The sequence below is a fragment of the Massilimicrobiota sp. An80 genome (assembly GCF_002159255.1).
Lineage (GTDB): Bacteria > Bacillota_I > Bacilli_A > Erysipelotrichales > Coprobacillaceae > Allocoprobacillus > Allocoprobacillus merdigallinarum.
In genome coordinates this window covers 24,561-38,978 of sequence record NZ_NFHI01000024.1, presented here as the reverse complement: position 1 = coordinate 38,978, position 14,418 = coordinate 24,561, and the positions used below count along the sequence as shown (strand labels likewise).

Annotated in this window: 15 protein-coding genes; 1 reads left to right on the top strand and 14 read right to left on the bottom strand. The window is 32.9% G+C overall.

What is annotated here, in order from left to right:
* Nucleotides 1-355: 355 nt before the first annotated feature.
* Nucleotides 356-1,102: a chitin disaccharide deacetylase gene (chbG, locus tag B5G32_RS08015; RefSeq protein ID WP_087936363.1), complete on the top strand. Its 747-nt coding sequence runs from the start codon at nt 356-358 to the stop codon at nt 1,100-1,102.
* A 387-nt stretch (nt 1,103-1,489) separates the two neighbouring features.
* On the opposite strand, the gene B5G32_RS08010 is transcribed toward chbG, so the two are convergent.
* The 14 genes from B5G32_RS08010 to B5G32_RS07940 all read right to left on the bottom strand — a co-directional run bounded on the left by B5G32_RS08010 (nt 1,490) and on the right by B5G32_RS07940 (nt 14,376).
* A complete protein-coding gene (locus tag B5G32_RS08010; protein WP_087936362.1) occupies nt 1,490-2,065 on the bottom strand; it encodes a sugar O-acetyltransferase in 576 nt (191 codons plus the stop codon).
* Nucleotides 2,062-2,664, bottom strand: a complete 603-nt coding sequence (locus B5G32_RS08005; protein ID WP_087936361.1) for a PTS sugar transporter subunit IIB — start codon at nt 2,662-2,664, stop codon at nt 2,062-2,064. Before B5G32_RS08005 ends, B5G32_RS08010 begins: the two co-directional genes overlap by 4 nt.
* A gap of 374 nt (nt 2,665-3,038) precedes the next feature.
* A complete protein-coding gene (locus B5G32_RS08000; protein WP_087244479.1) occupies nt 3,039-3,659 on the bottom strand; it encodes a DUF2238 domain-containing protein in 621 nt (206 codons plus the stop codon).
* Nucleotides 3,660-3,694: 35 nt separating this feature from the next.
* Nucleotides 3,695-3,922 carry a hypothetical protein gene (locus B5G32_RS07995; RefSeq protein ID WP_087244478.1) on the bottom strand — a complete coding sequence of 76 codons (228 nt, stop codon included), beginning with the start codon at nt 3,920-3,922 and terminating at the stop codon, nt 3,695-3,697.
* 27 nt (nt 3,923-3,949) lie between these two features.
* Nucleotides 3,950-4,597: a DUF2238 domain-containing protein gene (locus tag B5G32_RS07990; RefSeq protein ID WP_087936360.1), complete on the bottom strand. Its 648-nt coding sequence runs from the start codon at nt 4,595-4,597 to the stop codon at nt 3,950-3,952.
* A 620-nt stretch (nt 4,598-5,217) separates the two neighbouring features.
* The gene (locus tag B5G32_RS07985) at nt 5,218-5,694 is read right to left on the bottom strand and encodes a flavodoxin (protein ID WP_087298104.1); all 477 of its coding nucleotides are present in this window, start codon (nt 5,692-5,694) and stop codon (nt 5,218-5,220) included.
* A gap of 11 nt (nt 5,695-5,705) precedes the next feature.
* Nucleotides 5,706-7,397, bottom strand: coding sequence for an aldo/keto reductase (locus B5G32_RS07980; RefSeq protein ID WP_087936359.1), 1,692 nt, complete (start codon nt 7,395-7,397; stop codon nt 5,706-5,708).
* 123 nt (nt 7,398-7,520) lie between these two features.
* Nucleotides 7,521-8,183, bottom strand: coding sequence for a GTP pyrophosphokinase (locus B5G32_RS07975; RefSeq protein ID WP_087936358.1), 663 nt, complete (start codon nt 8,181-8,183; stop codon nt 7,521-7,523).
* A 14-nt stretch (nt 8,184-8,197) separates the two neighbouring features.
* Entirely contained in the window at nt 8,198-9,577 is a 1,380-nt protein-coding gene (locus B5G32_RS07970; protein ID WP_087936357.1) for an MATE family efflux transporter, read from the bottom strand.
* Nucleotides 9,574-10,023, bottom strand: a complete 450-nt coding sequence (locus B5G32_RS07965; protein WP_087936356.1) for a MarR family winged helix-turn-helix transcriptional regulator — start codon at nt 10,021-10,023, stop codon at nt 9,574-9,576. Before B5G32_RS07965 ends, B5G32_RS07970 begins: the two co-directional genes overlap by 4 nt.
* Before the next feature lie 93 nt (nt 10,024-10,116).
* A complete protein-coding gene (locus B5G32_RS07960) occupies nt 10,117-11,862 on the bottom strand; it encodes a M3 family oligoendopeptidase (RefSeq protein ID WP_087936355.1) in 1,746 nt (581 codons plus the stop codon).
* Between the two features lie 461 nt (nt 11,863-12,323).
* Nucleotides 12,324-12,686, bottom strand: a complete 363-nt coding sequence (locus B5G32_RS07950; protein ID WP_202879148.1) for a hypothetical protein — start codon at nt 12,684-12,686, stop codon at nt 12,324-12,326.
* Between the two features lie 125 nt (nt 12,687-12,811).
* On the bottom strand, nt 12,812-13,684 hold the full coding sequence (locus tag B5G32_RS07945; RefSeq protein WP_087936353.1) for an acyl-CoA thioester hydrolase/BAAT C-terminal domain-containing protein: 873 nt from the start codon (nt 13,682-13,684) through the stop codon (nt 12,812-12,814).
* Nucleotides 13,672-14,376, bottom strand: coding sequence for an L-2-amino-thiazoline-4-carboxylic acid hydrolase (locus B5G32_RS07940; RefSeq protein WP_022789868.1), 705 nt, complete (start codon nt 14,374-14,376; stop codon nt 13,672-13,674). Before B5G32_RS07940 ends, B5G32_RS07945 begins: the two co-directional genes overlap by 13 nt.
* Nucleotides 14,377-14,418: the final 42 nt, after the last annotated feature.

Genomic DNA, 14,418 nt, shown 5'->3' with positions numbered 1-14,418 from the left:
CATCTATCATCTGGTAACGACAAATCAGCAGTTTGATGCATCGTTACTGAGATAGAAAGAAAATGAAACCGTATTCATAAAAAGTCTATTCCATAGGCTGTTTTCGTCATGCCCAAAAACACAAATCATATTCACATTTCAAAGATCTTACATATTGATGAGCTACCATAATCAAATCATTTAACATTTTCAAACTTTTTCATCAAATGACTTGAATTTTATATAGTTAGCTCCTTGATTTCTTTTCTATTATATAGCAATCATCTACAAGACTCAAAGAATTATTTTAAGAATATGAAAAAAACACTTCCATTTTTATTTTTCGAGTATAATCATGTATAGGAGGTAATTTTTTATGATTAATCAATTAATAGTGAATGCTGATGATTTTGGAATGACACAAGCCAATACCATTGGTATACTTGTAGGGCATAGTCAAGGCATTATTACTTCAACAACATGTATGATGAATATGCCCTATGCTGAGTTTGCTTTAAAACAAGCTAAAAAATTCCCACAACTGGGAGTTGGAGTTCACCTGGTATTAACCGTTGGTCGTCCTTTAGTAGAAGGAGCTCAATCCTATACAGATCAAAATGGAGATTTTATTCGACCAAAAGATTATCCTGATGGAAAACCACATGCTAATCAAGATGAACTTTATCGTGAATGGAAAGCTCAAATAGACAAATTTATTGAAATAGCCGGACATAAGCCAACACATATTGATTCACACCATCATGTCCATCTATTACCATGGCATTTGGATGTTACAAAACGATTAGCTTTAGAATATGATTTACCTATTCGCCAACGTGAACAAGTCCTTGATACATATCCTTATATTCCTGTTTATGATCAGATGTATAATGATGATGCCAATTATCAATATTTTACACAAATTCTTTCATCCTATCATGGACCTTTGGAATTCATGTGTCACCCTGCTTATCTTGATCAAAGACTCTATGATATGTCCAGCTATAACTTACCACGTATAAAAGAACTTGAACTTTTAACTTCACCAGAAATCAAAACTTTCATACAAGAAAATCATATTAAACTTATTAATTTTTCTGATCTTCCACATAATCATTTATAATTTGACAAAAGATTCTTGCATTCTTGTAAAAAAATGTTAAAATAGATATGTCCGTAGAGATACGGATATGGTGAGGAAGAAGAGCAAGGTGGAAGTTATTTGGTAGAGAGATGGAGATTGTAGTTCATATAATACAAAACTTTCGAAAAATAATAACACAAAAAAGAGATTGTAAGTCGAACTTATAATCTCTTTTTTCTTTATCGAAAAGATTTTTTATAACTTTTCATGACCCTCTATTTGATTTAATACCCCTAATATGGCTAAAAACAATCCTGGAACAATCAATCCCAAATAATCCACTCTTATCACCACCAAGGTTATTTTAACATTCCTTTCAAAAAGAAGTGTTAAAACAAGGTAAAAAGATTTTTCAAATTGTGTTATTTACCATTTTTTATGAAGATCTTCTTTGGTAATAGGTCGAATCACCTGACATGGATTCCCTGCAGCGATTACATATGGAGGAATATCATGAGTGACAACACTCCCTGCTCCAATGATAGCACCCTGATTAATCTTAACACCTGGTAAAATAGTCACATTCCCACCTATCCAGACATAATCATAAATTTTAACTGGACGTGCATATTCTAAGCCTTGCATCCTTTGTCCTTCATGAAAAGGATAAGAAGCAGTATAGATATTCACATTTGGTCCCATGACAACATGATCTCCAATCTCTACAAGTCCCTGATCTAAAATGGTGAGATTAACATCACTATAAAAATCAATACCAACTGTAATATGGTAACCATACTGACAATAAAAAGGTGGTTCAATCCATAATTCACCTTTACAATTCAATAATTTCTTTAATAAAATATCTTTTTCTTCTTTTTGAACAGGAGTATAACGATTATATTCATAGAGCATTCGTTTGCAAATTTCTCTTTCATGATATAATTCCTGATCATATGACTGGTATAAATGCCCAGCCTTCATTTTTTCTTTTTCACTCATTTATTTTCATCCTTTATTATTTTTTCTATATGTTCAATCATCGCCTGACAGTCATAAGTAGCAAAAATAGAAGCATCTATATTATCTACTAAAACAGGTTTCAATTTTTGCGATAACTCATGTTGTTTATACCTGAGTTGAGGAGCGATGAGAATCAAATCATATTTTTGATAAACATTTTCTAACTGATAAACTGCTGTTGCATCAACATGATAAGGCAAATGATTTAACTGACAATATTTATTTAAGTTTTCAGCAAAATATCCCGTTGTCATACCACCTGAACAACATAATAAAATATGATAATTTGGCTTTTCATCTTCAAGCAGTTTTTCCATCATACGATGAAACAGATTGGTTGCATAATGAAAGTTATAAAACTGATAATGTAAATAAAATAACAGTTCTTCTCCTTCCATAATCGCTTCTTCTACAATTCCTATAGGCCAAACAACAAATCTGGCAACACGATTTTTATAATAAATTTTATAAGTTCTTGAATCATATTTTTCTAGCTTTAAGCGAGGATCACTTGTCACCTGATAATAAACCCATTTTCTAAAGACTTCTAAATCTTCCTGTTTATAAAAAGTTTCCATTGCCCTCACCACCATATGTCTATTATACTAAACTTTCATCAAAATACCAACTACATAAAAAAGAGAAAATCTCATCTCGATTTTCCCAAATGATTTTTCTTCATCTATTTTCATGTTCCATGTTTTTCACATCTTCTAAGAGACTTTCTGTTGTTTATAAATTCCGTAACTTTACATAATCATTACAATCATAAACGACAAGGTTTCTATTTCCTCGGCAATATTTTATCATTTATACCACTTCTTGTATATTTAGGTATAAAAATGACAACTCTATCTACAATAATACATAATGTTTAATCTTTTGATAATCGCATATTTCATATAAAAAAGAATGAATATTGATCATTCATTCTCTGTATCATTTCATATCGTTATGAGTTTTTTTTATGATTTAACTGATAAATCTTTCTTTCCAAAGACACAAAGAAATGTTCTTTGGGACTTTGATCAAAATGTATCAAATAGAAAGATAAAACAAGCCCGCCAATCACAGCAACCAGCATATCTGTCAATGTATCATGGACACCACTTGTCCAATGATTAATAGCATCATAGTTAAAAAAGACTAACAAAGCATATTCATAAAACTCCCATAATAAAGCCACTAAAGCATTAACAGCATTCAAAAATAGAAACATCAGACTTTGACGATGATCTTCTCTCAAAAAATATTTATAGATAAAATATATCAATTCACAAATGACAACACCACTGGCACAATGTATAAATTTATCATAATAGGGCGTTGAATAGCCTCCAAGGCAACTTCCCCAAAGACTGGCAAAATAAACAAAAACAAGATTAATGATATAAAATTCTAATGGAACTTTGATATGTAATATTTTCATGAGTACAGGTAAAATCCACGGTGTCAGACAGGCAACAAAAGTCATTCCAAAATACTTTCCTTGCCAATTGACATAAAAAGCATATATTAAAGTGACAATATAAATGATTAAACAGCTATACCATATGGTTTTTAATTTTTTCATAATGACACCTCTTTTTTATATTGTATCATTATTTCTTAATGTTTGTGACTAAAGAAATTTCTTTTTTGTTTATTTTTTAATAAAATCAATTTTCCAAATTCACCATCCGCTAATAAATCACCCTTTTTAAGATTCTTTGATGCAGCGAACCTTTCAAAGTATGTATATTCTGTTTGATTATCATAACATTGACACTTAATCATATCATCATTCACAATTTCAACAATATACTGTGATTTTATCCCTGTTTGTTTTTTTAACATCTTCATCCTCTTTTCCTGATTATATGTCTATGATTGATCATTCATATTACAATCATAGAATTTTTCAACAATACGCATAAAGAAAGGTAACTCCTGACGATTTCTATGAGCAATCATTTCCAATAGCACTACACATCCACCACCAAGTGCACAAAGCATATCTGTCATGGCATCATGGACACCTGTTGTGTAATGTAGAATACAGTCATTATTGAAAAAGACAAGCATAAAATATTCATAAAACTCCCAAATAACAGCAATTGACAAATTAACTGTCATCATAAATATAAAAAAAAGAATATAATCCTGCTTATTATAAATAGTGCGTTGTTTTTTTATCATACAATAAAGAATCATTGCGATAATACTGGCAAGAATTCCACTGAAAAAATGGACAATTTTATCATAGAAAGGTAATGTATACCCAGCTAATGAACTTCCTACCAGTGAAGCAAAGTATATAAAAATCACATTAATGATTTTGATTTCATCTGTCATTTTCAAATGAAACAAACGCATAAGAATTGGAAAAAGCCATGGTGTTATACAGGCAACAAAACACATCATGATATCTTTGAGATTTCCTTTTTGTATATTTAAAACAAAAGCAAATAAAAGCGTCACGATATAAATACCACTAACAAAATACAATAGTTTTGTCTGTTTAGTTTTCATATATCTCCTTCTCACTCCTTATTTACAAAAATAAATTAATAAAAATCTTTTGAATTTAAAACACAAAGAAATCATATCTTTTTGTATCTCAACTTCCATTTAAGGTATACAATATTGCATCACATATAGGCAATCAAATATAAAATGATGAAAATCTTTGACTTTTTTTACAAGTACATAACTGATATAAACATAAAGCATACATTCAGTGAAAATACATGAAACTTCAATACTATAAAAATATATTCTTTCTACTTCTATAATTCCCATCTTCTACTATTCTAAGCAAAACGATAAGACTAGTTAAATCAAAAACGTCTTTAGTCTGTTCGCACTTTGATCTAATAACAACAAAAATATACGACTGTGATAATCAATAAAACCTTAATCAATTTTTAATTTTCTTCTATCTACCATGGATTTCCTCTGCTTATAACATATAAGAATTTCAAATAAAATATGATACTTGCATTAAATATCTGCATTCAATTTTTCATCTCTCGAATGTCAAGAAAAACAATTCTTTTCTCATTATTAATATATGATTATTTTTTTAATTTAATAGAAAAAGATATGAATCTTTCGCAAATTTTTAATCAAATTAGCTCAGTTCATATCTCTTATAAAAATGATTCAGCCCATGTTTTTAATGTATCCACATCAACCTGACTATCAAAGCGACGTCCTTGACATAATTTGGCATTGCCACAAGAAACTTTTAATTCCTGAGTGGTATTTCCCATACCACTGCCTCCTGATGTTGCAAAAGGAATAATTGTTTTACCTGATAAGTCATATTGTTCTAAAAATGTATTGATAATCGTTGGTGCCACATACCACCAGATTGGAAAACCAATAAAAATCACATCATAATCATCCATATTTTTAACTTCATTTTGAATAGCTGGACGATATGCTTTATTTTTCATTTCTTGACTGCTTCGACTTTGTGGATTCGTCCAATCTAAATCTGCTTGACTATAAGGTTGAGCTGGTATGATCTCATGTAAATCCCCATCAATAGCTTGAGATAGTTTTTGAGCCACTCTTGCAGTGACTCCACTTGCTGAAAAATAAGACACTAAAATTTTTTTCATTTCCATCACTCCTATTCTCCAAAATATAAGGCAATTTCTTCCATTCTTTGCATTTGATCAACATGGAAAGGACAACGATGATTGCAATGTCCACATTGCACACAGGCACTTGCTTTCTTTTCTAAATGGTGATAGTGATCTTTAGCTAAATCATCACCTAATAAAGATAGATCGTAATATTTATTCATCAAAGCAATATCTAAGCCCATAGGGCAAGGATGACAATGTTTGCAATAAACACATTTTCCTTGATGTTCTACAGCATCAAATGTTGAAATAACAGTATAATCCTTATCTTTATCACTGGCCTGTGTATATTTTAAAATTTCTTTTAAATCATCACGATTTCTAACACCAGGTAAGACAGTCACAACACCTGGCTTATCTAATGCATATTGAAGACATTGAATACGTGTTAAGGCCTGCGGAAAAGGTGATTTGTTTGCATCCAAGAGCTGTCCTGCACTAAAGGCTTTCATAACTGAAATAGCGACTCCTTCTTTTTCACAGCGCTGATATAAAGCCATTCTCTCATCAGTCTGACCAATGGCATATTCACCATGTTTATAATCATAAGCGGGATTAATACTAAACATCACCATATCTAATATATGCATATTTAAGACTTTATGCACAATTTCAGGAGTATGTGATGATAGTCCAATATGCTTGACAATCCCCTGTTTTTTTAATTCTTGAATATAATCAATAACACCCGCTTTTTCAATCGCTTTTAAATCTGCTTCTTCATCAATACAATGAATAAAACCAAAATCAATATAATCCGTCTGCAACATTTCTAACTGCCATTGAATAGATTGTTTGATCTTATCTAAATTTGTTGTCCATCCATATTCACCTGTTTCATAATTAGCTCCAAAATGAATCTGTAAATAAACTTTTTCTCTTTGTCCTTTGATAGCCTGACCAATTGCCTGAAATGTTTTAGCATGTCCACTTGCTAAATCTAGATAATTCACACCTTGATCAATAGCTTCTTGAATCGTCGCAATGATTTCTTCATCACTTGATTCTCCAAGTGAACTGGTTCCTAAACCAATCACACTAATTTTTTCATTTCCATGTGGTAATTGTCTATATTCCATGGATTTCAACTCCTTTGCATATAAATAAATTGTAAAATCATCATCTCTTCGATATTGATCTAATCGTTTCATTTGATGATGATCATAAAATTCATAAGAACAGCTTGTATCGGTATACAAAATATAATGGGAACAGTTTTCTTTTTGGAATAAACATTCTGCATACTCATAAAGCTTCGTTCCTAATCCCTGATGCTGATATGTCTCATCAACCATAAATAAAACAATCTCTCCATCATAGTTTTGATGCATCTTTTGTAATAACTGTTCACAGTTTTGATGATAGTTTTGCATCATTTGACGATAGGAAGAAATCAAATGGAAATCATCATGTTGATGATAGAGAAGATTTTGATATTCTTTTGGAATCAGAATTTTCTCTTTTTTAGATAAAGATAATGCTAAAAAACCAACAATACGCTGTTGTTTGGTTGCTATAAATAAATCTGTGGAATGCAATAAAACATCATAAAAATATTCTTGTGAGAAAATCATGCCATTTTTTAAACTTTTAAACATGCGATCTAATTTCCAGACCTGACAGATCATTTCTACAATTCTTGATGTCTCTTTCCATTGAAATCTTTCTATTTGCATAATGCCACCACAACTTTCATCTTTATTTTATATCAACCCTTTCTTCTCTTCAAATACTTATATTTCATATTCAACCATGCTTATAAAGCATAATAATAAAAGAGCCACTTATAAAAGCGATTCTTATTCTAAATATTCTTTAATTGAACTCATTTTATCATCTAAATCATTACACATCTGTGCACATTCCAATAACTGATAAGCTATGTAACTTTCTTTATCGTCATCAATGACTTTTTTATATCTCAATTTATGTTCTAGACTGGCCCAAAAATCCATCGCTAAAGTACGGAACTGAACTTCGACTTTCACCCATTTTTTCTCATTCTCTAAAAAAATCGGAACTTCAACAATCAAATGCAAACTGCGATAACCATTGGCTTTAGGATTTTGAATATAGTCTTTTTTCTTGACTAAACGAATATCATCTTGTTGTAATAAACATTGAGCCAAATGATAGATATCCTGTTTAAATGAACAGACAACACGTAATCCCGCAATATCATAAAGATATTTTTCCATTGTTTCAACATTAATCGGATAGCCCTTTAACTTCAGTTTCTTTGTAATACTTGCATTAGATTTTAAGCGAGAGTGAATAGATTCAATAGGATTACGGTCATAACAAAGAGAAAGTTCTTCATTTAAAACTCTATATTTTGTTTCTACTTCCATGATGGCACAACGATAATAAGCCATCATTTGTTTATGTGGCAGAATTTCTTCCTGCCACTCATCGCTCATCACTTCATCAATAAATGCATCTTTAAACTGTTCAATAACCATGTAACTTTCCTTTCTTATGATTGTTTTGTTTGCATTTCTTTCATCTTATTTTTCATTTCAAAATAGAACATTGTTGATGTTGTTAAAACAGCAATTGTATCAGCAATAGGTTCTGCTAAAAAGACTGCAAAAACCTGATCTGATATAAACATAGGTAAAATATAAATCAAAGGAATTAAAACCAAGATTTTTCTAAAGACTGCCAAAAATGCACTCTTTTTTGAATTTCCAAAGGCGATAAATGTCTGTTGACATGAAATTTGGATACCCATTAATAAGACTCCAGCCATATAAATTCTTAATGCCCAAATTGTGATTTCTGTTAATTGTGGATCACTTGTAAAAATCGCAACAAATAAACTTGGGAAAATCATAATCAATAACCATAGTATAGATGAATATGAAAAACATGAAATGGTTTGAAGTTTAAATGCTTTTTGAACACGATCACCTTGTTTAGCACCATAGTTATAACTGATAATAGGTTGTCCCCCTTGTGTTAAACCTTGTAATGGTAACATGGCAAATTGCATAACACTTGATAAGATTGTCATAGCGCCAACAGCTAAATCTCCACCATATTTTAATAATGATGAGTTAAAGCATAATACCAAAACACTTTCAGTAGCCTGCATTGCAAAAGGAGCAACACCTAAAGCAATACATGGTAATAAAATATGAAAATTGATTTTTAAATTTTCTCTTTTTAATTTTAAAATCGTATTTTTTCCTGATAAGAACCAGAATGCCCAAATGGCACTTAAAGCTTGTGACATGACTGTCGCAACTGCTGCACCTTGTACCCCCATATTCAATCCAAAAATAAAAATAGGGTCTAAAACAATATTTGTGACAGCTCCAATAACAACAGTTAACATACTAATTTTTGAAAATCCTTGTGCTGATATAAAGGCATTTAACCCTAATGTCAACTGTACAAAGATTGTTCCAATCGCATAAATAGTCATATAATCCATGGCATAACCAATTGTATTTTCACTCGCTCCAAAAAGATATAATAATGGTTCTTGAAAAATTAAAACCAAAACTGTCAATAAAACGGCAATAATCATGAGTGATGTTGTACAGTTACCTAAAATTTTTTCAGCCGTATCATTGTCTTTTTTCCCCATGAAGATACTAGCTCGTGGTGCTCCTCCCATACCAAATAAGTATGCAAAAGCAGAAATAATCATGATAATAGGAAAACAGACTCCTACCCCTGTTAAAGCTGCAGAACCAACTTCTGGAATATGTCCTATATACATACGATCGACCATGTTATATAAAGCATTGACAACCTGCGATGTAATAGCCGGTACAGCCAAAATAAACAATAAATGTCCTACGGGTTCTTTTCCTAAGTCCACTTCTTGTGACATTTTTAATTTCATAAACATACCTCCTCATTTTTTTCTTTAAAGTGATCTCTTATTTTTATTAGCGTTTCTTCCATCTTTTTGATATCTTCTTTTGGAATTTCTGATAAAATATCTTCATTAATTTTTCGAATTTCTTTTTTTAAAATCTTTATCTCCTCAATTGCATCGGCTGTTAAATAAATATGTTGAATACGTCGATCAGTGACATCACTTTCTATACGAATCAGCTCTTTTTTCACCAAGCTTTCTACACTACGACTAATGAGTCCCTTAGAAACTCCTAAAAAGACATTTAACTGTGTACTTGTTGTAATACTTGGATTATTTGATAATAAAATTAAGATATTCATTTCATTAGGCGATAATTTCAAATCTTTCAATCTCTCATTTAAAACACGTGCATAATACTTTCTAATCTGTATTGAATAATCTAATAATGTTTCAATGTTCGTTTTCATATCTCACCTCATTAGTTTACTTGTATATTGTTTACACCTAAACAATATACTCTTATTTTATGAAAATTGCAACAAAAAAGGTGTAACATTTCGTTACACCAATTGCTTTAATAACTGTTCAAATAAATCAATATCATCTTTTATCATATCAATAGAATTTTGCCAGAATGCTGGATCCTGTAAATCAATACCAACACTCTTACCCACATCTTCTAAACTCATTTTTCCTGTTAATGATAAGAAATGTTCATACGTATCAGCAAATGTAGCACCTTGTTTTTGATATAAACCATATAATCCTTTTGCAAGTAATAAACCAAATGCATAAGGAAAATTATAAAACGCATAATCAGCTTCATAATAATGTGGTTTCCATGTCCACATATAAGGATGTAGGTAACGATGATCCAAACCATGACCATAGGCTTCTTTTTGAGCTTCTAACATTAACGCTTTGATTTCTTCAACACTTAATGGTCCTTCTTGACGCTTTTCAATCAATCGACTTTCAAACAAGTAACGTGAATAAATATCCACAATCACCTGTGCACAATCACAGAGTTCATTTTCTAAAATAAACAATTTGTCTTTTGCATCAGCAGATTTGAGCGCTGCCTTTTTGATAATTGTTTCGCAAAATGTTGAAGCTGTTTCAGCAATAGGCATTGGATAGTCAGCATTTAAAGCTGTTTGTGTATTTAAACACTCACCATGAAATCCATGTCCAAGTTCATGACCTAAAGTAATAGTATCACCAAACTCATTTCCATAATTTAATAAGAAACGACTTTCCTGAATACAATGTAAATTATGACAGAAAGCCCCTCCAACTTTTCCCGTTCTTGGATAAACATCAATCCATTGATTTTCAATAGCCTTCTTGGCATAATCTCCTAAATGCTTTGAAAAAGTATAAAACTGTTCTACAACAAATTGACTACCTTTTTCAAAAGGATAAGACATATCACTTTCTACAATTGGAGCATATAATTCATACCAAGGCAATCCATCCGTATAACCTAACGCTTGAGCCTTTAATTGAAAATATCTTTCAAACATAGGTAAAGCTTTTTTCATCGTAGAAATCAAAACATCCAATGTCTTTTGTGACATTCTGGAATCTATCAAAGTACGCTGTAAAACAGAATCATAACCTCGAAGATTGGCACTTGTTATGGCTTCACCTTTAATTGCATTCAAAGCACTCGCAACACCTTGTTCTACTTGTAAATAAGATGCTATCTCGGCTTCATATGCTTTCTTTCTCACCTCTTTATCCTTTGAATAAGCCATATTTAAAACTTCTGTCAAAGGATACTCCTTACCATCCATAGATACTTTCATAGAAGCAATTAACTGATCTTTATATTTCAACCAGGCACTTGAGCCAGTTGTTTTCATTTGAGCCAAAATCTTTTCTCCCTCATCACTTAATAAATAACGATTATGTTCTTGTGTTTCTTTTAAAACAAAAAGATGTCCTTGAATATAAGAATCTTGAATATGATCCAAATCAAACTGACCAATCCAACGATCAATTTTTGCCTGTGCATCTGCAAAACCTGCTAAAAGATTTTCAATAACAGATGAATATTTCAAAGCATCCTGATTCGTTGTATCACTACTCATTGTCAATGATATAAAAGCATATATTTTTTCTACCAGATCCGAAAATTGATTGGATTGTTCTAAATATGACTTTAAATTGTCTTCTGTTTTTTCCTTTTGAGAATATTCCTGCATATCTTCTAACATTTGTTTTAATGTTTCAATATCATTTAAAAATGATTGATCTTGAAAAGATAAATATAATTGATCTAAATTCCAACGTTTCTCCATAATAACCTCCTTATTTATATTCATTATATACTTTTTTCATATTTTTTTTCTATAAAAACTTACTAAATTTCTGATTATCTTTTCATAAGATGGTAAATGTCGGTATAGCCTGTATTTTAGGGCTTTATCGGCATTTTCCTTTGGGAAGATACTCTGCATAAACTGTCTTTTGAAATGAAAAAAGCACTGAAAAACCAGAGAACTATCTAATTGAATATTTTCAGATAGCAGTCTTTGTTTCCAATGCATCGAATACTGTTTCTTTATGTAAGAAATATTAGATTCATCTATATTTGGATTTTCAATCATAAGCTGATTCAAATCCTGCATAGAATTTGAGCGAATAATGGATAGAGTGTCATGAAATAGAATTTGACTATAAGGAATAATGACAGATAGTAAAAATGCATGTGTATGATGACAATGCTTACATATTCTGTTTTATATCATTTGATGGCTGATCAGAGGATTGCTGTAATCGCTCCCACTGCAAGACAGGCGGGCAGGCCAAGAAGCATACCAATACAGGACTGCCTGATATGAAAACGATAGTCCTTATATTCTTCCATATCCTCTGTGCCTGGTATCCTGACTTTTTTCGAATGGCAAAACCAGATGCAATCAAGTATCAGAGCGTCATACCAATCAATGATCAGCCAGATCAGGTAGGAATCCCGAAACCCTTTCCAGAATGTATCCGCTCCATTAAACTGTTTCAGGACAACAGCGAAGATGAACACAAAAGCAAGCAGGGCGATCCCCTTTCGGAGGATATCTGCCCTGGTAAAGCGTTGTTCTCTTTTTTCGATCAATCCTAATTCCATACATTTCTCCCGTATGGCCGGGGGATAATCTCCCACTGAGGTAAGGGGATTTTTCAGCGTCAGTGACACAATCAGAACTGTGAATAATAAGATACCAATCAGACTTTCTATCATGACCGCCATATTCACTTTACCTCCGATATCCATTTTATCGTTTTATGGAAAGCGTCTTCACGGCTGCGCCTGCAATCTTCCGGATATTGTCTCTCAATTTTAAACATTTTCAGCTTAGATGGATTTAATGGAACAAGAATGTGGCTTGCTTTTTCATATTCCAAGACATCCACCCGGAAAGCAAACCGGTGTTTTTCCAGGCGGTTTACCATATATGCCACTGCCTCTTTGCTGGGCCACATGAGATCTTCCTTTGCGTAAATAAATAAAATGTTTCCCTGAATGTTCTCCACATGAATGGCTGTATCCTCATCAAAATGTTTCAGTGGTTCTTCGTAGATGTAGGATAACTCGAACTGCTGATGGAGGATGAGGTTCCGGATTGCCGGCCCATATTTCAGATGCGCTGTCATACACGGAAAATCTTTTCCCCTGTATGTGAATTCGGAGGCAGATGAAAAAGTTTTCGATGCCATGCTTTTATTCCCGTACATGCCTCCCCATATACAGTGGATCGGGGAGAGTGCGACAACGCCGCAGATATCCGGCATAAGGGAAGCGCAAAGCAGCGCCAGTTCAGCGCCTTTTGAAATGCCGTACATGATAATCTTCTCATGTCCCTTGTTTTTCAGCCACAGGATTGCTTTTTCAAACGGATCGACAGGCACCCGAACCAATTCTTTCGGCAGCCCGTCTACGTTCCAGTAACAAATGCCTAACGCGGCGATGCCGCACCTGGCAAACATAGCGCCCACATTCATCGGGATATTTTCATTCCCTTCGCTGCCGCCTACTACGATGACGACCTTTTTGGGATCATGATCCTTAACAGGGACATGATAAAGTCCATAGAAGCCCTCCTGTGCAACCGTCACATATTCCACTTTCCCAACTCTCCCTGTTTTTGCAGCTTGGATTGCTGTCCGTATTTTCTTTCTTTATCCCATTTAGAGTCCTTTTTGCAAACATAGAAATCACACTTTTCTGCGCCCTCTGCAAGTGTACCTGTCCTGTATAACACGCCGCCCATGAGATCAGCAGAAATAAAATCCATGGCACACATATAAGGTATCAGTTCTTCCAAATGCTCCTGTTTTCCAAGCGCACACAGGCCGCACCTGTGATAGTTGATGGTGTATTCGTCTGCATCCCTTCCGGGAATCGTCTCCGTCATCCAGTTGAATTCGCTGTCGGATATGGCATTTGCAATTCTGTCCTTCTTGACTTTCTTTTTTTGATATTCCATATCAAATGGATTTTTACTCCCGAAAGCTTTTTTAATGAGCGACGCCTGCATCGTGGCTGTCACCATTTCCCCGAACTGCTCATGGCTCATCGCCCCATCCATTGCCTTATAAACTGCCATCCAGACAATTCCGCCGGAAAGACAGATTCGCAGAGGATTTTTCGTAAAACCGCCTATGTCGGGTGTCCTCGCCAACATATCTTTAAAGTTTTTACGCGATTTCTTCTTCACCCTGAATGTATCCGTATTTTTGCAATTGGCTGCGATATATTTGAAAATAGCAGGTGTCATCGCTGACCACATCAGTTTTTCACAGATGGTGTTTTTCATATTCTATTCCTCCTCAAACGTACTCATAAACGAGAGATTTCC